Below are 20,514 nucleotides of genomic sequence, written 5' to 3' on the forward strand. Positions count from 1 at the left end.
CCTCAGTTGGCCATGGCGCCGCGGGTGATGAGTTTGCCGAGTGCAGCCACCAGCTTGTCGAGGGCGAAGCCGACGATGCCGATATAGGCGAGCGCGACGATGATGTCCGGAAGGCGCGACGAGTTCCAGGCGTCCCAGATGAAGAAGCCGATGCCGACGCCGCCCGTCAGCATTTCGGCCGCGACGATGGCGAGCCAGGAGAGGCCGACGCCGATCCTGAGGCCGGTGAAGATATAGGGGGCTGCCGAAGGCAGCATGATCTTCCAGAAAAACTCGAACTGGTTGAGCCGCAGCACCTCGGCGACGTTGCGGTAGTCCTGCGGGATATTGCGGACGCCGACGGCGGTGTTGATGATGACGGGCCAGATCGAGGTGATGAAGATCACGAAGATCGCCGAAGGATTGGAATCCTGGAAGGCTGCGAGCGACAGCGGCAGCCAGGCGAGCGGCGGGACCGTGCGCAGCACCTGGAAGATCGGATCGAGGCCGCGCATCGCCCAGACCGACTGGCCGATGATCGCCCCGATGATGACGCCGGCGACCGCGGCAAGGCCGAAACCATAGGCGACGCGCTGCAGCGAAACGAGCACGCGCCAGCCGAGCCCGATATCCTGGGAGCCGTAGTTGAAGAAGGGATAGACGATCAGATCGTAACTTTCCTGCCAGACCTGATGCGGCGAGGGCAAAGACGCGTCCGCGGAGGAACACAGCACCTGCCAGACGAGCAGAATGAGTGCGAGCACGGCGATCGGCGGAACGACATTGCAAAGTGCGGTCAAACCCGCCTGTCGGAAGTTGAACCGCGAGCCATGTTTGCCGGAAAACGGCACGATCTTTGCCACCGGCTTGGCGGAGGCAATAGTGGAGGGATTGTGGTTATTTGCCAAAGCGGACATCGGCGCGCTCCTCACGTGAATGAAAGGCCGGCGCACCGATGGCGCGCCGGAGGCGGGGTCAGGCGACGGCCTTGATCGAAAGGCTGTCGAGATAGGCGGAGGGGTTTTCGGGGTCGAAGACCTTGCCGTCGAAGAAGGTTTCCTTGCCACGGGAAGACGATGCCGGAATATCGGCTGCAGCGACGCCGAGATCCTTGGCCGCCTCGCGCCAGATGTCTTCGCGGTTCACCTGGTTGACCAGCGCCTTCACGTCGGTATTGCCCGGCAGATTTCCCCAGCGGATGTTTTCCGTCATGAACCAGCTGTCGTGGCTCTTGAACGGATAGGAGGCGCCGTCCTTCCAGAACTTCATGTAGAGGTCGGTGGCCTTGACCTCGCGGCCGTTGCCATAATTGATGTCGCCCTTGAGGCGGCCGAGCACATCCTTCGTCGGGACGTTGAACCATTGGCGCTTGCCGAGAATGTCGGCCATCTCCGCCTTGTTGTCCATGCTGTCGCACCATTGCTGCGCCTCCATGACGGCCATCAGCAGCGCCTTGGCGGCGTTGGGGTTCTTTTCGATCCACTCGGCGCGCAGCCCCAGCGCCTTTTCGGGATGGCCCTTCCAGAGCTCGCCGGTCGTGGCTGCGGTGAAGCCGATGCCCTGGTTGACGAGCTGCTCGTTCCACGGTTCGCCGACACAGAAGACGTCCATGTTGCCGACCTTCATGTTGGCCACCATCTGCGGCGGCGGCACGACGATCGTCGAAACGTCCTTGTTCGGATCGATGCCGCCGGCGGCAAGCCAGTAGCGGATCCACAGATCGTGGGTGCCGCCCGGGAAGGTCATGGCGGCCTTGATCTCTTTGCCCTCCGCCTTCTTCTTTTCGAACGCCGCCTTCAGCTTCGAGGCATCGAGCTGCACGCCGGTGTCGGCATATTCCTTGGCAACGGAGATGCCCTGGCTGTCGAGATTGAGCCGGGCAAGGATCGCCATCGGCACCGGCTTGTTGTTCTGTGTCACCTTGCCGGTGTGCATGAGATAGGGAAGCGGTGAGAGGATATGCGCGCCGTCGATGCCGTTGGCGCCGCCACCCAGCACAAGATTGTCGCGCGTCGCACCCCATGAGGCCTGTTTGGCGACGTCCGTTTCCGGCAGGCCATATTTGTCGAAAAGGCCCTTCTCCTTGGCGATAATCAGCGGCGCGGAATCCGTCAGGGCAATGAAGCCCAGCTTGACGCCTTTCACTTCAGGGCCCGGACCAGCGGCGAAGGCGCCGGACGGAAAAGCAGTCTTGACGGCGCCGATGAGGGCGGCCGTCGCAGTCGTCTTGAGCATGCTGCGGCGGGTGATGCCGGTTGTCGAATTCTTTGTCATGCGCAGGTTCCCTCTGCTGGCTGAATTTGGACACAAAAAAACGCCGCCGGAATGCGTCCACGGGATGGGAGAATCCCGGATGGCAATCCTTGCGACGTCGATGTCTTGTGCAGGCGCTTATGCCGCGCCTATCCGCCTCAGTCGCCGTTGACCGGGGCGTACTGGAACCTGCAATCATCGTGCCAGCTGCGGATTCCGTTATTAACAATATGGAATTAAAGGAGAATCTGTACGATTCGCGCAGTGACTATTTATTAGTCACTCCGGAAGTCTGGCGATATTTTGTGCGACCATTGTTGCCGTCTCCGCGGCGGAAGCGCTCTATTTGTGCAGCGCACGCGTCGATGAAGCCGTTGCGATACCGACGGCGAAGCAGAGTCTGGCCACTCGAAGTTCCGGTTTGCCTCGATGATCCGGCCACGAAAATCCTCGCAGGAGCGGCTATATTGATCGCCGAATGTGGCGACATCGCTCCGTCCTCATCTCACCGCAGCAGAGATGCCAGGCCGTAGAACGCTGCGGATATCGCTGCGGCCGCCGGCATCGTTACGATCCAGGCTATCACGATATTGCCGGCCAATCCCCAGCGCACGGCGGAAACACGCCGCGCCGCGCCCACGCCAACGATGGCTCCGGTGATGGTATGCGTCGTCGAGACGGGAATGCCGAGCCACGTGGCGCCGAACAGCGTCAGCGCTCCGCCTGTCTCTGCGCAGAAACCTTGCATGGGGTTGAGCCGGGTAATCTTCGACCCCATGGTATGAACGATCCGCCATCCGCCAAAGAGCGTACCGAGCGCCATGGCCGACTGGCAGGAAAGCACCACCCAGAAAGGCACGTAGAAGGTCGAGCCGAGATATCCTTGGCTGAACAGGAGCACCGCGATGATGCCCATCGTCTTCTGCGCATCGTTACCGCCGTGGCCGAGTGAATAAAGCGAAGCGGACACAAATTGCATGATGCGAAAGGTCCGATCCACCGCAAACGGCGTTTGCCGGACGAACAACCAGGAGACGGCGAGCACCAGCACCAAGGCAAGCAGGAAGCCGATGGCCGGCGAGAGAAAAATGGCGCTGACCGTCTTGAGAAGGCCGCCCCAGACGATCGAGCTGAAACCCACCTTCGCCAGACCGGCCCCGACCAGCCCACCGACAAGCGCATGCGACGAACTGGATGGAATCCCGAAAATCCAGGTGAGGATATTCCAGATGATGGCGCCCATGAGCGCGGCGAAGATCAGTTGAGGTGACACGATCGCCGGATCGATGATGCCGGTCCCCAGCGTCTCGGCGACATGCAGGCCGAAGAACAGGAACGCGATGAAATTGAAGAACGCCGCCCAGGCGACCGCGTATTGCGGTCGCAGGACGCGGGTCGATACGATCGTGGCAATGGAATTGGCCGCATCGTGAAGGCCGTTGAGAAAATCGAAGAACAGGGCGACGGCGACGAGACCGACCAGCAGCGGCAGAGCGAGGGAGGCATCCATCAGACGTTCTCGATGAGAATGCCGCTGATTTCATTGGCGACATCCTCGAAGCGGTCGACGACTTTCTCCAGCTCTCCGTAGATTTCGCTGCCGATCATGTAGGCCATCGCATTGCCGCCGGCGCCATGACGCAAGAACAGATCCTTCAGGCCCTGGTCGTGGAGCTCATCGGAGCGCTCCTCCACGCGGGTGACTTCCTCCGCGATGGCCGTCAGACGCTGCGCATTGGCTCCCAATCTGTCGAGGAGAGGTATCGCTTCCGCCACCAGATTTGCCGCCTTGACGATTTCGCTGCCCATCTGCTGCATCAACGGATCGAAACTGGATTGCTCGAACAGGCGGATCGTCTTGACCGTCTTGTGCATCATGTCGATCGCATCATCCATCGACTGGATAAGATCCTTGATATCCCCCCGGTCGAAAGGCGTGATGAAGCTTCGTCGAACGGCAAGCAGAACCTCGCGCGTGACGCCGTCGGCATCGTTTTCCAATGTGACGATGCGCTCGCAGTTTTTCTCGACATCATTGGCCTTCAGGAGTTGATCGAGGGCGTGCGCGGCGGCAACGACAGTTTGCGCGTGTCTGGAAAACATTTCGAAGAATCTATCTTCCCGTGGCATCAGCTTGCGAAAAATGCTCATCATGCCTGGGAACCTTCCTCATGCGGCCGATTGTCATAAATCTGTCATAAACACGCCCAGGCAATTGAAGCAACAAGCAAATTCGGTAATTCATGCGGTATGACACCGAGCAGAAAAACCAGGAAGCCTCGACCGGACAAGTCCCAGCCACTACTGCGGCAGCTCGCTGCTGTTCCTGAAATGCTGTTCGCCGGTGCATTCCGTCAACAGTACGGCGCTCTCTGCTTTCGCCGCAGCAATGCCGGATCCGCGATCGAAATACTGGTGATCACATCGCGCGACAGTGGACGCTGGGTCATTCCGAAAGGGTGGCCGATGAAAGGGAAAAAGCCTTTCGAAGCAGCGGCAATCGAGGCCTGGGAGGAGGCAGGTATGCGCGGGACGGTGAAGAAAAAACCGGTCGGTCGCTATACCTATCTGAAGGAACTCGACAATGGCGACGTAGCCCCCTGTATCGTCGACATGTTTCAGATTGAAGTCACTGATATCAGCGGCGATTTCAAGGAGCGGGACCAGCGCATTCTCGAATGGGTCAGCCCCGACGAAGCGGCACGCCGCGTTCGCGAGATCGAACTCAAATCGCTGCTCGTCCAATTTGAACCGCAGGGCCGCAAGAAGCGTGATCGCGGCTGAGCACGGGTTCTTCGCCGGCATCGCAGCGGCGCGCGTCCTTATCGCTCGAATGGTTCGCCGAGCGAGGCGACGCCGTTCAGCTTCAGCAGGCGGCGATCGGCGGAGATGATGCCGAGCACGATGATGGTGACGAGATAGGGCAGGCTCGACAGCAGCTGCGAGGGAACGTCGAGCCCGGTAGCCTGGGCGGCAAGGCCGACCAGCGAGACCGCCCCGAAGAGGCAGGCGCCGAGGAAGATGCGGCCGGTGAGCCAGGTTCCGAAGACGACGAGGGCGATGGCGATCCAGCCGCGTCCGGCGATCATTCCATCGGCCCAGAGCGGGGTGTAGACCACCGCCGCATAGGCGCCGGCGAAACCGGCCATCGCGCCGCCGAAGGCGATGGCAAGGACGCGGACCGAGATCACCGAATAGCCGATGGCATGGGCTGCCTTCGGATTCTCGCCGACGGCGCGGATGATGAGACCGAGCTTGGTATAGGCAAACATCGCCCAGAGCGTAAGCGTCGCGGCGAGCGAAATCCATACGACGATATCCTGGGTGAACAGGCCGCCGATAACAGGCAATTCCGAAAACCAGGGAAGGGCGAGTTTCTGAAGTCCTTTGACCGTCAGGCTTTCATAGGACTTGCCGAAAAGGGCGGAGAGGCCCTGGCCGAAAATGCCGATGGCAAGGCCCGCCGCCACCTGGTTTGCCCGGAATCCGAGCGTAACGAAGGCAAAGAGCAGGGACAGGGCTGCGCTGCCCAGCCCCGCGACGACGAAACCCAGCAGATGTCCGCCGCCCTGATAGACGACGATGAAGGCAAGCACAGCGCCGAGAGCCATCAATCCCTCGACCCCGAGGTTGAGGACGCCGGCGCGCTCTGCCACAAGCTCGCCGAGTGCTGCGAGAAGAAAGGGGGTCGCAGCCGCAAGCATGCCGGCCAGAATGAATTCGATGGCGTTCATGAGGGGCTCCGATGGGCGGGGCGGGGCCATTCGAGACGGTAGCGTACGAAGGCAATGGCGACGAGATAGGCGAGCAGCAGGCTGCCCTGGAAGACCCGAACGGCAGCGATCGGCAGGTTGGCCGAGACCATGGCATTGTCGCCACCGATATAGATCACCGCCATAACAAGCGCCGAGACAATGATGCCGAGCGGATGCAGACCGCCGAGATAGGCGACGATGATCGCCGCATAGCCATAGCCGCTCGAAATCGAACGCTGCAGCTGGCCGAGCGGACCGGCGACTTCGGCAGCCCCGGCAAGACCGGCGGCAAAGCCGCCGATCAACAGCGACAGCCAGATCGCCCAACCCTCCCTGAAACCGGCATAACCGGCAGCGCGTGGCGCCAGGCCGCCGACCTGCAGCCTGTAGCCGATGAAGCTCTTCTGCATGAAGACCCAGGCCGCAACCGACAAGGCGAGCGTGATGAGGAATGAGAGGTTGAGGCGGGTGCCGGCAATCAAGGTCGGCACCATCGCATCATACTGAAACATCACCGACTGCGGGAAGTTGAAACCGTTCGGATCCTTCCAGGGGCCGAGCAGTAGGTAGTTCAGCAGTTGCACCGCAACGAGGCTCAGCATCAGCGAAACGAGAATCTCGTTGGCGTTGAGGCGTACGCGCCAGAAGGCGGTCAAAGAAGCCCAGAGGGCGCCGCCGATTGCGCCGAGCAGCAGCATCGCCGGCCAGATCCACTGGCCCGTCGCCTGGGGAAACCAGACGGGAATGGCAGAGGCGAAAATCGCGCCGAGAATGAACTGGCCTTCGGCGCCGATGTTGAAGACCTTGGCGCGAAAGCCGATCGCCAGTCCTTGGGCGATCAGCAGGAGCGGGCCTGCCTTCAAAAGCACTTCCGAAAACGACGCCCAGGAGAGGAAGGGCTCAAGCAGCATCGCATGGACGACCGCGACCGGGTCGCGGCCCATCAAGATGTAAAGGCCAAGGTTGAGAACGATGGCTCCCCCGAGCGCGATAACAGGCGCGAGGAAGGCCGCGACAAGCGAGGCGCGCTCGCGGCGGACGAGGGTGGGGAGGAAAGCGGGAGACCAAGCGCTCATCTATGGACTTTCTCGGGCGCGGCTTGGGCCCCGATCATGTATCGGCCGATTTGCTCGGGCTTGGTGTCCCGCGTGGCGAGCGGCGGGCTGAGCCGGCCGTGATACAGCACCTGGATGGAATCGCAGAGCTCGAACAGTTCTTCCAGCTCCTCGGAAATGACGAGGATCGCCATGCCCTGATTGCGCAAGGCGACCAGGCGGCTGCGGATGGCGGCGGCGGCACCGATATCGACACCCCAGGTCGGCTGCGCCGCAAACAGCAATTTCGGCGACAGCATGATTTCGCGGCCGACGATGAACTTCTGCAGGTTGCCGCCGGACAGCGTCCCGGCTTCCGCATCCGGGCCGGGGGTGCGAACATCATACTGACGGATGCAATCCTTGGTGAACGCCATCGCCCGCGCCCTGTCGACGAGACCGCGCCGCAAAAGCTTGAGCGGGTGGGCCGTCAGCAGGCTGTTGAGGACGAGCGACATTTCGGGCACGGCGCCACGTCCGAGCCGGTCTTCCGGGACGAAGGCAAATCCGAGCGCGCGGCGCGCGGCGGCATCGAGCCTGCCGACATCCGTTCCCATCATGTAGATCCGGTCGGGCTGGTCGCGCCCCAGCACCGTCTCGCCTGAAATCAGCGCGGCAAGCTCGCTCTGGCCGTTGCCCGAAATGCCGGCAATGCCCAGGATCTCGCCGGCACGCACTTCGAGGCTGATGCCGGAGAGCGGCACCGCAAAGGGATCGTCGGGCCGATAGTCCAGACCGATGATCTCCAGCCGCTTTTCCCCGCCGGACAGCGGCAGCGCTGAGATGGGTGCGGGCATATCGCGGCCGATCATCATGCCGGCAAGGTCATGAGCATCGTGTTCACGCGGGTCGACATCCCCGGTGACGCGGCCACCGCGCAGGATCGTCGCCCGGTCGCAGACCGCCCGGATTTCCTCGAGCTTGTGGGAAATCAGCAGGATGGAAACGCCGCCGTCGCGCAGCCGGCGCAGGGTGTCGAAGAGCTTTTCCACCAATTGCGGCGGCAGGACGGAGGTGGGTTCGTCGAGAATCAGCAGCCTCGGATTGGTCATCAGGCTTCGGATGATCTCCACCCGTTGCCGCTCGCCGACGGACAGCGCATGCACATGGGCAAGCGGATCGACTTCAAGGCCGAATTCCCGTCCGAGCGTCCGGATGCGCTCCTTGAGCTCAGCCTTCCCACCCGGCACGACCAGCCGAATATTCTCCAGGACGGTCAGGGTCTCGAACAGCGAAAAGTGCTGGAAGACCATGCCGATGCCGTTGCGCCTTGCCTCCGCGGGGGAGGCGAGACGCAACGGCTTTCCTTCCCAGATGACATCCCCGTCATCCGGTTGCTCGACGCCGTAGATCAGCTTCATCAGCGTCGATTTTCCCGCGCCGTTTTCGCCGAGGATCGCATGAATCGATTGCGGAGCCACGTCCAGATCGATGGCCTGGTTGGCATGGATCTGGCCGTAGCTCTTCGAAATGCCGCGCAGTGACAGCAGCGGGGTGGTCATGACTTATTTCGGCAGCGGCGTCGACACGCCCTTGACGTGCCAATTCATGGCGATGATCTCGGGGTCGGCCATGGTGGCGCCCGATGCGACACCTTCACTGCCGTCGGCCTTGGCGATCGGCCCGGTGAAGGGCGAGAAGCTGCCGTCGGCGATCTTTGCCTCGATCGCCTTGATCTTGGCCATCACGTCGGCCGGAATATCGGCGCTCCAGTCAACCACCTCGACGACCTTGTCGGCAACGCCGAGGAACGCATTGGCGCCCTTGAACGTACCGGCGAGATGGGCATCGACCGAGGCCTTGAAGAAAGGCGACCAATCCGTCGAGACGCAGCCGAGATAGGTTTTCGGCGCATATTTCTTCATCGAGGAATTGAGGTTGAAGGCATAGACGCCGGCTTCCTCGCAGGCCGAGATGACGGACGGCGTGTCCTGGGCGTTGGAGAAGATCACGTCGCATTTCTGCGCGATCAGCGCCTTGGCCGCCTCCTGCTCCTTGGCCGGGTCGAACCAGGAATTGACCCAGACGACCGAGACTTCGATATCCGGCTTGACCGCCTGGGCGCCGAGCGTGAAAGCATTGATCGAGGTGATGAGTTCGGGGATGGCAAAGGCCGAGACGGAGCCGAGCTTGCCGGTCTTGCTGAGCGCTGCCGCGGCCATGCCGAGCAGATAAGTGCCCTGGAAATATTTGGCGGCAAAAGGCGAGAAGTTCGGAGCGACCTGGAAGCCGGAGGCGTGCAGGACCGTGACGCTCGGATCGCGGCGGGCGATCTGCAGGGCGCCGTTCTGATAACCGAAAGAGCCGGCGACCAGGAACTTGTTTCCGTCGGCGACGGTTTTGGTCATGATGCGGTCGGCATCCGGGCCTTCGGCGATATTCTCCAGCACGGTGACCTTCACCTTGTCGCCGTAAGCAGCCTTGATCGGCTCGAGACCGGCGGCCAGCGCATGTCCCCAGCCGACGTCGCCGATCGGCGACGGGACGACGAGCGTGATGCCGAGCGGCTCGTCGGCGGAAAAAGCCATGCGGCTGCCGAGCACACCGGCAAGGCCGGTGGCGGCAGCGGCCGTCATCAGGTTTCTGCGGGTCAGTTTGGTCATGGTCTCAGTTCCCTCTTTTGGTTCTTTAAAATTCCACGGCGGATAGTACGGCCTCGGCGTCGGCAGCCAGCTTGGCCTCGTCGAGACCAGGGAATTCGCCCTTCTGCCAGACGATGCGGCCGTTGATCATCGTCATGTCGGTCGCCATGCCGATGCCGACACGGGCAATCAGGCTGAGCGGGTCATGCCGCGTGCCGACATAATCCATGCGGCGGGTGTCGATCGCAAACAGGTCGGCGGCCATCCCGGGCGCAAGCCTGCCGATATCGCGACGGCCGAGCAGGCTGGCGCCACCCGTCGTGCCATAACCGAGGAAGTCGGCCGGCGGCGGCACCGGATGGGCGCGACTGGAGGCGACGAGGCACTGCAGCATATAGCCGGAGTGCAGGCAGTGCATCAGATTGGAATTGTCGTTGGAGGCAGCACCGTCGCAGCCGAGGCCGACACGCAGACCGAAGGCGGCTATGGCGGGAATGTCGGTGACCTCGGCGCCGACCAGATAGACCGGTTCCGGGCAATGCGCCACCCCGGTGCCGCTCGCCGCCATCGTCCTCAGTTCGTCGTGGGTCAGCTCCCAGCAATGGGCATAGAAGGCGTCGGGCCCGGCAAAGCCGAGTTCTTCGAGATAGTCGACCGTGCGCATGCCGTGGCGGGCTTGAATGACCGGGCTTTCGCCCTCACCGACATGGGTGTGCATCACCACGCCGCGATCGCGCGCCAGCGCTACCGATTCCACGAAGGTCTCGCGATAGCAGTTGACCGGCTGGCAGGGCGCGACCACGACCTGGCGCATGCTGAAGCGGCTGGCATCGTGATAGGTGTCGATCAGCCGGGCGCAGTCGGCGATGAATTCGTCGGTCGTCTCCAGCATCTCGTCGGGAATGGTCGAGCCTTCCGACTTCGGCAGGGTGTTGCCGCCACGGCCGGCATGGAAGCGCATGCCGAGCAGCTCGGCCGCCTCGAACTGCCGGTCGATCAGCCGCTTCCCGGCATGCCGGGGGAAATTATACTGGTGGTCGAGAGCCGTGGTGCAGCCATGCTTGATCATCTCGGCCATCGCCGTGACGGAGGCGTGGTAAAAACATTCCTCGTTGAGCTGCGAAAAGATCGGGTAGATGCGCTCCAGCCACTCGATCACCGAGAGCTTCGTCCAGTCGAGGTCGGCGCGGTTGCGCACGAAGCACTGGAAGAAGTGGTGATGGGTGTTAACCAGGCCCGGATAGACGAACCAGCCGGCAGCATCCTGAACGGTCGTGCCGGCAGGCAACGCGTCCGCCGCCAGATTTTCGCCGATCGCCACGATCGCCGGGCCGCTGGTCAGCAGATCGACATTGCGATGGACGACCGGCCCCTGGCCCTCGTCGGCGATTACGGCTGCGCAGTTCTTCAGGAGATAGCCGGTCATCTCACGCCTCGCCCGCTTCGATCTTGCGGTTCGGGCTTCAATTCGTGCAGCCGGTGAATGCCGGGCATTTCAATGAAATTGTCGAGGGCGCGCAGCGCCCGGGACCAGAGCCGGATGGCGGGATAAGGATCCAGCGTCACGCCGCCATCGGGGGCCAGCGCCACATAGGGGAAGCAGGCGATATCGGCGACCGTCGGCCGGTCGGCGGCGAGGAAGCGCATGCCGCGAAAGCCTTGTTCGACGAGGCCGGCCTCAAGCTCGCGGAGCGCCATGGTGCCCTGGACCTGCAGCGCATCGATATCGCCGGGGCGTAGCAGCATTTCATGCAGACGCGCCGCCCCGAGGCTTGCCGTCAGCCGGCCGGAGAAGGACAGCCATTGCTGCACCCGCGCCGCTTCTTCGGCCTTGCCGCTGCCCAGCCATTCCGGTGCCGCCTTGGCGGCGAGATAAACGAGAATGGCCGAGGATTCGGTCAGAATCAGGTCGCCATCCTCCAGGATCGGAATCGAGCCCGCCGGATTGAGCGCAAGCAGCTCGGGGCCGCGATGCTCGGCGCCGGGATGGAAATCGACCGGGCGCAATTCCAGCTTCACACCGGTCAGCGCCGCCATCAGGCGCGCCTTGTAGCAACTCGGCGAGAGGATGTAGTCGTAGAGCTTCATTGCGCCACCAGCTGTGCGCCGTAGGTATAATTGTGACGCTTCAGCCAGCGCCGGTAGGCGATCGATGTCAGATCGGCCCGCGTCGGGATTTCCATGCCGGGGTCGAGCGGCAACAACCGCGGGATCTGGTTTTCGAGGATCGAACGGTCCTGCAGGAAGATCGTCTGCTGAAAGTGGATGAGGTCGGTCATCGCGGTCTCGTCGTCGAAGAGCGCCATCCACGGCCAGACGTCGCAGAGGTCCTCGGCCAGCGGCTGCACGAAGAGGGTGATCACATCCCATTCGCTCGGGCGCGGCGGGCAGGTCTTGTAAAGCACGGAGCAGGTCGGCGCCGGCACGCGGTACATATATTCGGTGGTGATGCCGCCGCTTGCCGATTTGGCAGCCTGCGGCTGGTAGAATTTCACCTGCGTCGCCCAGACCTCGTCTTCTTCCTCGCGGATCTCGACCTTGTAGTTCTGAACCTCGGTGTGCGGTTCGGCGCCGAGAATATCGGTGTGGACGAAGGGGAAATGGGCGATGTCGAGAAAATTCTCGACGGCACGCAGCGGCGAGCAGCGCACCCGCACCACGCCGACGTCGACGAAGCGGCGGCCCGGCTGATCCGCCTCGGGAATGGGGAAAAGCTCCTTCTTCGGCGCGCCGAGCGAGGACCAGACGTGACCGTACCGCACACGCACCGGCAGAACGCGGTCGTCGCCGCCCGTGACCCTCGCCTTGCCATCGGCATCACATGCGACGTCGATCGGCTCGCCCATCAGCGCCGTCCTGTGGCCGGCGCGGTCGAGCTGGCTGAAAAGCCCGACCGGATACCATTCGTCGATCATCGCCTGGATGCTCACCGCGCGATCTCCTCTTTCTGAAGACCCTCGGCCCGGCGACGCAGGCTTTCGGCGGCTCGTGAAGCGCCGATCGCCCCGGCGGGGCCGGGATCGCCCTTCAGCAACACATGGATCAGCGTCTGCCCGTCTTCCTGGGGGGATAATAGCAGACAGATGGTTCCGGTGGCTGCGTCGATCTCGACGATACCGTCAGGGCTCGCCTTCGTATCGGCCGCCGCCTCGATCGCCGCGATGCCGGCAAACGCCGTCAGGGAGCGCAAGGGAATAAGGCCCTCAAGCCGCGGCGGCTTCGACGCCGGCGTGCCCATGGCCACCCAGATCACGCTGCCGACTTCCTCGACATCATAGGTGGCGACACGGATGGTTTCCGGTGGCGCCAGCCCCGGATGGGCGGGGATGCGCAGACAATGTCCGGTCCGGTCATAACTCCAGCCGTGATAGATGCAGGAAAGCGCTTCGCCGCGCACGAAGCCGTGAGACAGGCGCATGCCGCGATGCGGACAGCGATCCGCCGATGCCGATAGGCGCCCCGAAGCGCTGCGCCACAGGGCAATCGATCCAGATGCCGTCCGCGCCGGCATCGCGGTTCCGGCCGGCAAATCCCGGGAGAGGGCGACTGGCGTCCAAAAGCCGGTCGTATCGGATGGCATGACGAGACTTCCTGAACATCGCTGTTTTGCCGAGCCCGCTCCCCTGGGGCATCACGCTCGACGGCCTCACGTTTGCATAATTATTTCGCATTGGCAACGTTGATTAAATTATATGCACACACCAAAAGGTTGCGGCCGGCGCTAGGCTATTTCGCGATTAATGGCCGTGCGTTCTATGCTCTCGACCCAGACGTCGATTGGCCCGAGAGAGCAGCCCACCTCCATCATGTCGATCAAATCCCCTGGTCCGGAAACCTCGACCTCGATCCGCTTCGAACTCGTATGGGATATGTGGTGCGAGAGCCCAAGCTTGGCGGCATGGCGCCGGATCCAGGGGACAAAGGAGGCGGCCTTGAGATCGCCGACAATCGTCATCCGCTCCTGCAGGTGGCTTGTATCCTGTCCCATGCTTCGTCCTTGCTTTCCCTCACCATAGAGGAAGGGGCATCATCGAAGCGAGGATATGGCGTTTGAGTTTTCTTTGCAAAAGCTCTGCAGCGGTATCGCGCGGCTAGCTTAACGCATGGCCGGCCAGACCATAAACTGCCGGTTCGCCGCTCTTGCCATTCAGGAAACGGCGCCCTCTGGACATGGTCGTCACGGTGTCCGCAACGGCGAGCCGGTTCTGCTGCAGGAACTCGGCGAACAGGCCTTTCTCCCGCGTATCGACACGCGCGAATCCGCCTGCCAGATCCTTGAGATGGACGGCGGTCAGATTGATCGCATCCTGATCATTGCTCGCCACGATCGGACCAACCACACGGCCACGTCCGAACTCGCGACACATGGAATAGCCGACGATTTCGCCGTCGCGCCGGAGCATGTAAATGGAAGCACCCTCCGCAAGCAACGCGACCAGCTTCTCGCGGTCGGTGCCGAAGGCTCGCGCATCGAGAGCGTTGATCTCGGCGATTTTATCGCGGGACAGCGCGCTCAGCTGCCCGTTAAGCTCCGGCAGGGGAGGGAGCTCAGGCGCAACATTTCCCTGGTATTGATAGACAATCGCTTCCTTGGTGAAACCGAGCGAAACGTAAAGCCTGTAAGCCGCATGGGTCGAATTCAGGCTCAGATCGCGGTCGCCGCACTTCTCGAACACCTGTTCCATCAGCCATCGCCCGGTCCCTTGCGCCTGGGTGCGCGGCGAGGTGATCACCAGCCCGATCGTGGCGAAATCATCCCCATGCGGAAACCACATCGCGCTTCCGAAGACGCGTCCGATGCCATCGACGGCGACGATGCCCCGGCCGGCGCGCCGCAGGAAATCCCAGTCCTTCGGCCGGTGCGGCCAGCCGACGCCGATCGACAATGCGTGCAGCAGGCCGACATCGACACTGTCTATATCCTGCGCAATCAATTCGAACGATTTCAGGCGCACTGATTTTTGCATTTTCGGGTATCCGCTCCGCTCGCCAGATCACCAAACCCCACTCGAGGCAGACAGTGTCATCGATCCTGCGCCGATTGCAACCAGGTCACAATATTGCACGCCAGGGCCAGCAGGATCGGCTTGTTCGTCGGATCAATTCGGAATCTTCGGCTGAAGCGAGGCTCCACTCAGCAGGCAAAACTCCTGCCTTTGCTTAGGCTGACCAACATCGAAAACTTCTTGCTTTTATGCATGTCGCGATTTCCCAGCGACATGCATCAGACCACTCCAAAGGCAACCTGGTCACTCATGGACGTCAAAGACATTCTCGCGAGGTTGATCGCTTTCCCCTCCGTCGTCGGCACTCCGAACGGGGCGATTGCCGAGTGGATCAGCGACTATTGCCGGAAGGCGGGAGCCGGGGTGACCGTCCATCCTGGCCCGGAAGGCGACCGCTACAATCTTTTTGCAACAGTCGGGCCGCGCGACGGGCGAGGCTACATTCTATCCGGGCACATGGATGTCGTGCCGGCCGGCGAGCGGGAGTGGAGTTCGGATCCCTTCGTCCTGCGTGCAGAAGGCGAGAGGCTTTACGGACGCGGCACCACCGATATGAAAGGCTTTCTCGCCTGCGCCCTGGCGGCATTGCCGACGCTTGCCGCCATGAAGCTGCGGCGGCCAATTCACCTCGCCTTGTCCTATGACGAGGAGGCAGGCTGCCGTGGCGTACCACATCTCATTGCCGAGCTGCCAAAGCTGTGCAATGCCCCGCTGGGGGCGATCGTCGGTGAGCCGAGCCGGATGCAGGCCGTGCGGGCGCATAAGGGCAAGGCAGCCGTGCGGCTCGAGGTGATCGGCCGATCGGGGCATTCCTCACGCCCCGATCTGGGGCTTAACGCCATTCACGCCATGGCCAATCTGATCACAGAGGTCGCGGAATACGGCAAGTCCCTGACATCAGGCTCGTTCCACCATGATTTCGTGCCTCCCTACTCATCATTGCAGGTTGGTGTCATTGCCGGCGGCCAGGCCGTCAACATCATTCCGGATCGCTGCACCTGCGATGTCGAACTCCGCGCTCTGCCTGATATCTCGCCGTTATCACTGCTCACGCCGGTAAGGGCCAGGCTCGCAGCTCTCAGAGAGCAGGGCTTCGAAGTCGGCTGGCAGGAGCTGAGCGCCTATCCCGGACTAGCGCTCGCCGAAAGCAGCGAACTCGCAACCCTGCTGAGGGATTTGACAGGGCAGGAGCCGCTTGCTGCCGTGAGCTACGGTACGGAGGCCGGTCTTTACCAGCAGGCCGGCATCGATTCCATCATTTGCGGTCCCGGGGATATCGGCCGCGCGCACCGGCCTGACGAATATATCGAGATTGGCGAACTCGCGGCATGCCGGACGATGATCGAGAAGCTCGGCACCCACCTTGCCGAAGGCTGAAGGATAAGCGATTTCCATGGCGTTTCTCTTCAATTCCGATGCCACGCGCGGTGCAATTTTCCAGGAGATTTTTGCGCGCGAGCTTCCGGATCTGCCGTTCGTCGGGCAGGGCCAACCGGTGGATCCGGACAAGGTCCGTTATCTCCTGACCTGGACGGTCCCCGGCGACATCTCGCGCTACCGCAATCTCGAAGTGCTGTTTTCCATCGGCGCCGGCGTCGATCAATTCAAACAAGACAGCGTGCCGGAGCCTGTCGCAGTCGTCCGCATGGTCGAGGACGGCATTATCCGGATGATGCAGGAATACGTTACTCTTGGCGTCCTGACGCTCCACCGGGAGATGCTCGCCTATCGGGAGCTGCAAAAACAGTCTGCCTGGCAGCCCCTCGCAGCACCGCAGGCCTCCCGGCGCAGAATAGGCTTCCTGGGTCTCGGCATCCTGGCGCAGGCGGCGATCGAGCGCCTGAAGCCGTTCCAATTTCCTCTTGCAGGATGGAGCCGGAGTAAAAAGCAAATTGACGGCGTCACCTGTCATCATGGCACGGATGGGCTTGCCGATTTTCTGGCAGAGACGGACATTCTGGTCTGCCTGCTGCCGCTCACCGATGAGACGCGCGGCATTCTCAATGCCGGACTCTTCTCCCGGCTGCCGGCCGGCGCACGACTGCTGCATGTGGGTCGCGGCGGCCACCTCGACCAGGCGGCACTGATCGAGGCGCTCGATCGCGGCCATCTCGCCGCGGCAATGCTCGATGTCACCGACCCCGAGCCGCTGCCGACAGACCATCCGCTCTGGCAGCATCCGAAAGTGGCGATCACACCGCACATCGCCTCCGTCACCCAGCCGGAAACGGCAGCACACGCGGTCGTTGACAATATCCGACGCCACCGCGCCGGCAAAAACCTGATCGGCCTGGTCGATCGGACACGCGGTTATTAAACGAGGAAAATGACATGTCGCTTCTGTTGACCATCGATACCGAGCCGAATTTTACGCCAAAGCAGTCCCTGCCGGACCCGGACCGGCTGATTTCCGGCAATCCGGCCTACAAGACCTGGGCACAAGATGCCTCGAAAGGTGAGAAGGTGCTCACCGGCGTTTGGGAAGCGACGCCCGGCGAAACCCATTCCATCAAGGGCACGGTCTACGAATTCTGCCACATCCTTTCCGGTGTCGTTGAAATCGATGAGAAAGGCGCGGGGACGAAGACCTACCGCGCCGGCGACAGCTTCGTGATGAAGCCTGGTTTTGTCGGCGTCTGGCGTACCGTCGAAACCGTGCGCAAGATCTACGTCTGCGTTTACGACTGAGCCATCGCCGACGAGGCGCGCCGAATGACGGGGCTAATCTGTGGCTTCCGGGGTGGGGCGCATAAACAGAATATGCTGTGGTTTGCCGCCCCGAACACAGGCAATTGTTGCGAAACGAGGCCGCCTGCGCCGCACTCCTCCAACGCCGGCGGGCATATACTTTATGCATTCGGATCAGACGAGCATAAGGACATGCGCCAATGAAATTTGCGTCCTACTGGCATGATACCTCGATCCCATTCACCGGCGGCATCGTCGAGCCCGTCTCGGGAGATTTCGAGGTTGCGGTGATCGGCGCCGGCTTCACCGGGCTCAATGCCGCGCGTACACTCGCGCAATCCGGTGTGAAGGTCGCTCTGCTGGAAGCCGAGCACGTTGGGTACGGCGCGTCGGGACGCAATGGCGGGCACCTTAACAGCGGTCATTTCGCAAGCTTCGGCGCCGCCCGGCAGCATCTCGGGGACGATCGGGCGCGCCGCTTGTGGCGCGCCTATGACGATTCCATCGACATGATCGAACGGATCATCGAGGAGGAAAAGATCGCCTGCGACTTCCGCAGGGGCGGCAAGCTCAAGCTTGCCTCGAAGCCCTCGCATGTCGGCAAGCTGCAGGCGATGTCCGAGGAAATCCGTCGCGAGGTCGACCCGTCGGCCGAGTGGCTCACGCGCGAAGACCTCCGCAAGGAGGTGATATCGGATGCCTTCCACGGCGGGATTCTCTATCCGAAATCCGCCATGATGCACATGGGACGCTACGCCAACGGCATGGCCGAGGCGGCCCGCCGCCATGGCGCGGCGATCTGGGAGCGGAACCCGGTCACCGCCCGCGAGCCCTTGCCGAACGGATGGCGGCTCACCACACCGACCGGCTCGCTCACCGCTCGCCAGGTCATTCTGGCAACCGACGCCTATACGCCAAGTCCCTTTAACTATTTCCGCCGAAGGCTCGTGCCGATCGCTTCCTTCATCATTGCGACACGCCCGCTCACCCCGCAGGAGGCCGCCGCGACGATTCCGGGCCACCGCAACTTCACCAACTCCCTCAACATCTCCAACTATTTCCGCCTCACGCCCGACAACCGCATGCTGTTCGGGGGGAGGGCGCGATTTTCGGCCGTGTCCAACCAGAAAACCGACGTCAGCTCCGGCCAGCTTCTGCGCCGGCAGATGGTCGGCATGTTTCCGCAGCTTGCCGACGTCGAGATCGACTATTGCTGGGGCGGCCTCGTCGGTTGCACGCAAGACCGTTATCCCCGCGCGGGCAATGCCGAGGGTGTCATTTACAGCATGGGCTATTCCGGCCACGGCGCCCAGCTGTCGACCTTCATGGGCAGCGCGCTGGCCGATATGGCGATGGGGCGCAAGGACGCCAATCCGCTCGAGGGCTTCGCATGGCCCGCCGTTCCCATGCATACCGGAAACCCGTGGTTCCTGCCCGTCGTCGGCGCCTATTACCGCATGAAGGACCTTGTCGGATGATGGCGCCTCTCGAACACCTGTCCCGCAGCGGCCGTCTCGAAAAATTCTTCATCGACGGTCAATGGCTCGAAGCGAGCGGCAGCGCCAAGGGCGTGGTGGTCAACCCTGCCACGGAAGAGGTGGTGACCCACTTTGCGCTCGGAAACGGCTGGGATGTCGACGCTGCGGTTTCCGCGGCCCGGCGGGCCTTCGCCGCCTGGAGCCGGACCAAGTCGGACTATCGCATCGAGTTGCTTGATCGCCTGCAGGCGCTGCTCGAAGCGCGCAGCGAACTCTTCGCACAATGCCTGAGCCTCGAAATGGGCGCGGCGATCGGATATGCGCGCAGCGCGCAGGTGCCGATGGCGATCGCCCATGTCAAGGCTGCTCGCGATGTCCTGGAAGCCTTTCCCTTCGTCAAGCAGCGCGGCCACACCGCCATCGCCCACGAACCGATCGGCGTCTGCGCGCTGATCACGCCATGGAACTGGCCGCTCTACCAGATCACCGCCAAGGTTTCGCCGGCGCTCGCCGCAGGCTGCACGGTCGTGCTGAAACCCAGCGAGCTTTCTCCCCTCGACGCGCTGCTGTTTGCAGAGGCGATCGAGGAAGCCGGTTTCCCTGCCGGCGTCTTCAACCTCGTTAATGGCGACGGCCCGTCCGTCGGTTCGGTTCTCGCGTCCCATCCGGACGTCGACATGATTTCGATTACCGGCTCTACCCGTGCGGGTATCGCGGTGGCCCAGGCAGCTGCACCGACCGTCAAGCGCGTCGCCCAGGAGCTTGGCGGCAAGTCGCCGAACGTGATCCTGCCGGACGCCGATCTCGACCGCGCCGTCTCCATGGGCATAGCCGCAGCCTTCCGCAATCTCGGCCAATCATGCAGCGCGCCGACGCGTATGATCGTGCCGCGGGCGCGGCTGCCCGAGATCGAAACCCTCGCCAGGCAGGCCGCAGAGGAGATCGTCATCGGCGATCCCCTCGCAAAAGCCACCACGCACGGCGCGATCGCCAACCGCGCCCAGTTCGATCGGATCCAGACCATGATCGGCGTCGGCATTGCCGAAGGCGCGACACTCGTCACCGGCGGAGAGGGTCGCCCAGCCGGTCTGAATGCCGGGTTCTACGTTAAACCGACGATTTTCTCGGACGTGCATACCAACATGCGCATCGCCCAGGAGGAGATCTTCGGCCCGGTTCTCTGCCTCATTCCCTACGATACGGTGGAAGAAGCCATCACCATCGCCAACCACACCGTCTACGGCCTCGGCGCGCATGTGCAGGGCGGGAATATCGACGCCGTCAGGGACGTCGCGTCCCGGATCCGCTGCGGTCAGGTGCATCTCAACTATCCGGCCTGGGATCCGCACGCGCCTTTCGGCGGCTTCAAGCAATCTGGCAATGGGCGCGAGTACGGTATCGAGGGCATGCTGGAATATCTCGAGGTCAAATCCATCCTCGGCTACTTCTAGAACATCCTGTCGCGGACGTCTGGTCGTGCTTGACCTCTGCCGCGCCGAGATGACTGTCACATCGCTCAAAACGTTATTTTCCACCGCGGCGCCCCCCACAGTCGAAGCATGCTGCTTGTCCTATTTCGGTAGGTTGGCTCAGGAACGCGCATCGATGACGGCGCAAGACCGAATTCATCCATCACAATGGCTTTTGCGGCGGCAGCCCATGATCAGAGAGGAAACCAA

Annotated in this window: 20 protein-coding genes; 6 read left to right on the top strand and 14 right to left on the bottom strand. The window is 62.5% G+C overall.

Annotation, left to right across the window (positions count from 1 at the left end):
• Nucleotides 1-2: 2 nt before the first annotated feature.
• The 4 genes from ntrB to CO666_RS10925 all read right to left on the bottom strand — a co-directional run bounded on the left by ntrB (nucleotide 3) and on the right by CO666_RS10925 (nucleotide 4,386).
• A complete protein-coding gene (ntrB, locus tag CO666_RS10910; RefSeq protein WP_097612080.1) occupies nucleotides 3-896 on the bottom strand; it encodes a nitrate ABC transporter permease in 894 nt (297 codons plus the stop codon).
• 58 nt (nucleotides 897-954) lie between these two features.
• Nucleotides 955-2,253, bottom strand: coding sequence for a CmpA/NrtA family ABC transporter substrate-binding protein (locus CO666_RS10915; RefSeq protein ID WP_097612081.1), 1,299 nt, complete (start codon nucleotides 2,251-2,253; stop codon nucleotides 955-957).
• A 484-nt stretch (nucleotides 2,254-2,737) separates the two neighbouring features.
• A complete protein-coding gene (locus tag CO666_RS10920) occupies nucleotides 2,738-3,742 on the bottom strand; it encodes an inorganic phosphate transporter (RefSeq protein ID WP_097612082.1) in 1,005 nt (334 codons plus the stop codon).
• Nucleotides 3,742-4,386, bottom strand: coding sequence for a DUF47 domain-containing protein (locus CO666_RS10925; protein ID WP_097612083.1), 645 nt, complete (start codon nucleotides 4,384-4,386; stop codon nucleotides 3,742-3,744). Before CO666_RS10925 ends, CO666_RS10920 begins: the two co-directional genes overlap by 1 nt.
• 96 nt (nucleotides 4,387-4,482) lie before the next feature.
• On the opposite strand from CO666_RS10925, the gene CO666_RS10930 reads away from it, so the two are divergent.
• A complete protein-coding gene (locus CO666_RS10930) occupies nucleotides 4,483-5,016 on the top strand; it encodes an NUDIX hydrolase (RefSeq protein WP_097612084.1) in 534 nt (177 codons plus the stop codon).
• A 38-nt stretch (nucleotides 5,017-5,054) separates the two neighbouring features.
• Here CO666_RS10930 and CO666_RS10935 read toward each other — a convergent pair whose 3' ends face one another.
• The 10 genes from CO666_RS10935 to CO666_RS10980 form a co-directional block, all read right to left on the bottom strand.
• The gene (locus CO666_RS10935) at nucleotides 5,055-5,966 is read right to left on the bottom strand and encodes an ABC transporter permease (protein ID WP_097612085.1); all 912 of its coding nucleotides are present in this window, start codon (nucleotides 5,964-5,966) and stop codon (nucleotides 5,055-5,057) included.
• Complete coding sequence (locus CO666_RS10940) at nucleotides 5,963-7,063, bottom strand: ABC transporter permease (RefSeq protein ID WP_097612086.1); 1,101 nt, start codon at nucleotides 7,061-7,063, stop codon at nucleotides 5,963-5,965. Before CO666_RS10940 ends, CO666_RS10935 begins: the two co-directional genes overlap by 4 nt.
• Complete coding sequence (locus CO666_RS10945) at nucleotides 7,060-8,583, bottom strand: ABC transporter ATP-binding protein (RefSeq protein ID WP_097612087.1); 1,524 nt, start codon at nucleotides 8,581-8,583, stop codon at nucleotides 7,060-7,062. The genes CO666_RS10940 and CO666_RS10945 overlap by 4 nt, the downstream gene beginning before the upstream one ends.
• A 3-nt stretch (nucleotides 8,584-8,586) precedes the next feature.
• Nucleotides 8,587-9,684 (bottom strand): BMP family ABC transporter substrate-binding protein, encoded by a 1,098-nt coding sequence (locus tag CO666_RS10950; protein WP_097612088.1) that lies wholly within the window; start codon nucleotides 9,682-9,684, stop codon nucleotides 8,587-8,589.
• A gap of 25 nt (nucleotides 9,685-9,709) precedes the next feature.
• The gene (locus tag CO666_RS10955; RefSeq protein ID WP_097612089.1) at nucleotides 9,710-11,089 is read right to left on the bottom strand and encodes an amidohydrolase; all 1,380 of its coding nucleotides are present in this window, start codon (nucleotides 11,087-11,089) and stop codon (nucleotides 9,710-9,712) included.
• Complete coding sequence (locus CO666_RS10960; RefSeq protein WP_097612090.1) at nucleotides 11,086-11,751, bottom strand: glutathione S-transferase family protein; 666 nt, start codon at nucleotides 11,749-11,751, stop codon at nucleotides 11,086-11,088. The genes CO666_RS10955 and CO666_RS10960 overlap by 4 nt, the downstream gene beginning before the upstream one ends.
• Nucleotides 11,748-12,593, bottom strand: coding sequence for an aromatic ring-hydroxylating oxygenase subunit alpha (locus CO666_RS10965; RefSeq protein ID WP_097612091.1), 846 nt, complete (start codon nucleotides 12,591-12,593; stop codon nucleotides 11,748-11,750). Before CO666_RS10965 ends, CO666_RS10960 begins: the two co-directional genes overlap by 4 nt.
• Nucleotides 12,590-13,243: a Rieske (2Fe-2S) protein gene (locus CO666_RS10970; RefSeq protein ID WP_097612092.1), complete on the bottom strand. Its 654-nt coding sequence runs from the start codon at nucleotides 13,241-13,243 to the stop codon at nucleotides 12,590-12,592. Before CO666_RS10970 ends, CO666_RS10965 begins: the two co-directional genes overlap by 4 nt.
• Nucleotides 13,244-13,384: 141 nt before the next feature.
• On the bottom strand, nucleotides 13,385-13,651 hold the full coding sequence (locus CO666_RS10975) for an acylphosphatase (RefSeq protein WP_097612093.1): 267 nt from the start codon (nucleotides 13,649-13,651) through the stop codon (nucleotides 13,385-13,387).
• A 103-nt stretch (nucleotides 13,652-13,754) separates the two neighbouring features.
• Nucleotides 13,755-14,630, bottom strand: coding sequence for a GNAT family N-acetyltransferase (locus CO666_RS10980; RefSeq protein ID WP_097612094.1), 876 nt, complete (start codon nucleotides 14,628-14,630; stop codon nucleotides 13,755-13,757).
• 288 nt (nucleotides 14,631-14,918) lie between these two features.
• Here CO666_RS10980 and argE point away from each other — a divergent pair, with 288 nt between their 5' ends.
• From argE to CO666_RS11005, 5 genes are all read left to right on the top strand, one after another.
• Nucleotides 14,919-16,046, top strand: coding sequence for an acetylornithine deacetylase (gene argE, locus CO666_RS10985; protein ID WP_097612095.1), 1,128 nt, complete (start codon nucleotides 14,919-14,921; stop codon nucleotides 16,044-16,046).
• 16 nt (nucleotides 16,047-16,062) lie between these two features.
• The gene (locus tag CO666_RS10990; RefSeq protein WP_097612096.1) at nucleotides 16,063-16,986 is read left to right on the top strand and encodes a 2-hydroxyacid dehydrogenase; all 924 of its coding nucleotides are present in this window, start codon (nucleotides 16,063-16,065) and stop codon (nucleotides 16,984-16,986) included.
• Nucleotides 16,987-17,000: 14 nt separating this feature from the next.
• A complete protein-coding gene (locus tag CO666_RS10995; protein ID WP_097612097.1) occupies nucleotides 17,001-17,357 on the top strand; it encodes a cupin domain-containing protein in 357 nt (118 codons plus the stop codon).
• 200 nt (nucleotides 17,358-17,557) lie between these two features.
• The gene (locus tag CO666_RS11000; protein ID WP_097612098.1) at nucleotides 17,558-18,835 is read left to right on the top strand and encodes an NAD(P)/FAD-dependent oxidoreductase; all 1,278 of its coding nucleotides are present in this window, start codon (nucleotides 17,558-17,560) and stop codon (nucleotides 18,833-18,835) included.
• Nucleotides 18,832-20,286, top strand: coding sequence for an aldehyde dehydrogenase family protein (locus CO666_RS11005; protein WP_097612099.1), 1,455 nt, complete (start codon nucleotides 18,832-18,834; stop codon nucleotides 20,284-20,286). The genes CO666_RS11000 and CO666_RS11005 overlap by 4 nt, the downstream gene beginning before the upstream one ends.
• The last annotated feature ends 228 nt before the right edge of the window (nucleotides 20,287-20,514 follow it).

The organism is Rhizobium chutanense, assembly GCF_002531935.1.
Classification (GTDB): domain Bacteria; phylum Pseudomonadota; class Alphaproteobacteria; order Rhizobiales; family Rhizobiaceae; genus Rhizobium; species Rhizobium chutanense.

What these genes read in the sequence shown, in the direction of transcription:
- CO666_RS10930 (WP_097612084.1), top strand. Translation starts at nt 4,483, where the DNA reads ATGACACCGAGCAGAAAAACCAGGAAGCCTCGACCGGACAAGTCCCAG.
- CO666_RS10980 (WP_097612094.1), bottom strand. Translation starts at nt 14,630, where the DNA reads ATGCAAAAATCAGTGCGCCTGAAATCGTTCGAATTGATTGCGCAGGAT.
- CO666_RS10915 (WP_097612081.1), bottom strand. Translation starts at nt 2,253, where the DNA reads ATGACAAAGAATTCGACAACCGGCATCACCCGCCGCAGCATGCTCAAG.
- CO666_RS10950 (WP_097612088.1), bottom strand. Translation starts at nt 9,684, where the DNA reads ATGACCAAACTGACCCGCAGAAACCTGATGACGGCCGCTGCCGCCACC.
- CO666_RS10995 (WP_097612097.1), top strand. Translation starts at nt 17,001, where the DNA reads ATGTCGCTTCTGTTGACCATCGATACCGAGCCGAATTTTACGCCAAAG.
- argE (WP_097612095.1), top strand. Translation starts at nt 14,919, where the DNA reads ATGGACGTCAAAGACATTCTCGCGAGGTTGATCGCTTTCCCCTCCGTC.
- CO666_RS10945 (WP_097612087.1), bottom strand. Translation starts at nt 8,583, where the DNA reads ATGACCACCCCGCTGCTGTCACTGCGCGGCATTTCGAAGAGCTACGGC.
- CO666_RS10935 (WP_097612085.1), bottom strand. Translation starts at nt 5,966, where the DNA reads ATGAACGCCATCGAATTCATTCTGGCCGGCATGCTTGCGGCTGCGACC.
- CO666_RS11005 (WP_097612099.1), top strand. Translation starts at nt 18,832, where the DNA reads ATGATGGCGCCTCTCGAACACCTGTCCCGCAGCGGCCGTCTCGAAAAA.
- CO666_RS10970 (WP_097612092.1), bottom strand. Translation starts at nt 13,243, where the DNA reads ATGCCATCCGATACGACCGGCTTTTGGACGCCAGTCGCCCTCTCCCGG.
- CO666_RS11000 (WP_097612098.1), top strand. Translation starts at nt 17,558, where the DNA reads ATGAAATTTGCGTCCTACTGGCATGATACCTCGATCCCATTCACCGGC.
- CO666_RS10960 (WP_097612090.1), bottom strand. Translation starts at nt 11,751, where the DNA reads ATGAAGCTCTACGACTACATCCTCTCGCCGAGTTGCTACAAGGCGCGC.
- CO666_RS10975 (WP_097612093.1), bottom strand. Translation starts at nt 13,651, where the DNA reads ATGGGACAGGATACAAGCCACCTGCAGGAGCGGATGACGATTGTCGGC.
- ntrB (WP_097612080.1), bottom strand. Translation starts at nt 896, where the DNA reads ATGTCCGCTTTGGCAAATAACCACAATCCCTCCACTATTGCCTCCGCC.
- CO666_RS10990 (WP_097612096.1), top strand. Translation starts at nt 16,063, where the DNA reads ATGGCGTTTCTCTTCAATTCCGATGCCACGCGCGGTGCAATTTTCCAG.
- CO666_RS10940 (WP_097612086.1), bottom strand. Translation starts at nt 7,063, where the DNA reads ATGAGCGCTTGGTCTCCCGCTTTCCTCCCCACCCTCGTCCGCCGCGAG.
- CO666_RS10925 (WP_097612083.1), bottom strand. Translation starts at nt 4,386, where the DNA reads ATGATGAGCATTTTTCGCAAGCTGATGCCACGGGAAGATAGATTCTTC.
- CO666_RS10920 (WP_097612082.1), bottom strand. Translation starts at nt 3,742, where the DNA reads ATGGATGCCTCCCTCGCTCTGCCGCTGCTGGTCGGTCTCGTCGCCGTC.
- CO666_RS10955 (WP_097612089.1), bottom strand. Translation starts at nt 11,089, where the DNA reads ATGACCGGCTATCTCCTGAAGAACTGCGCAGCCGTAATCGCCGACGAG.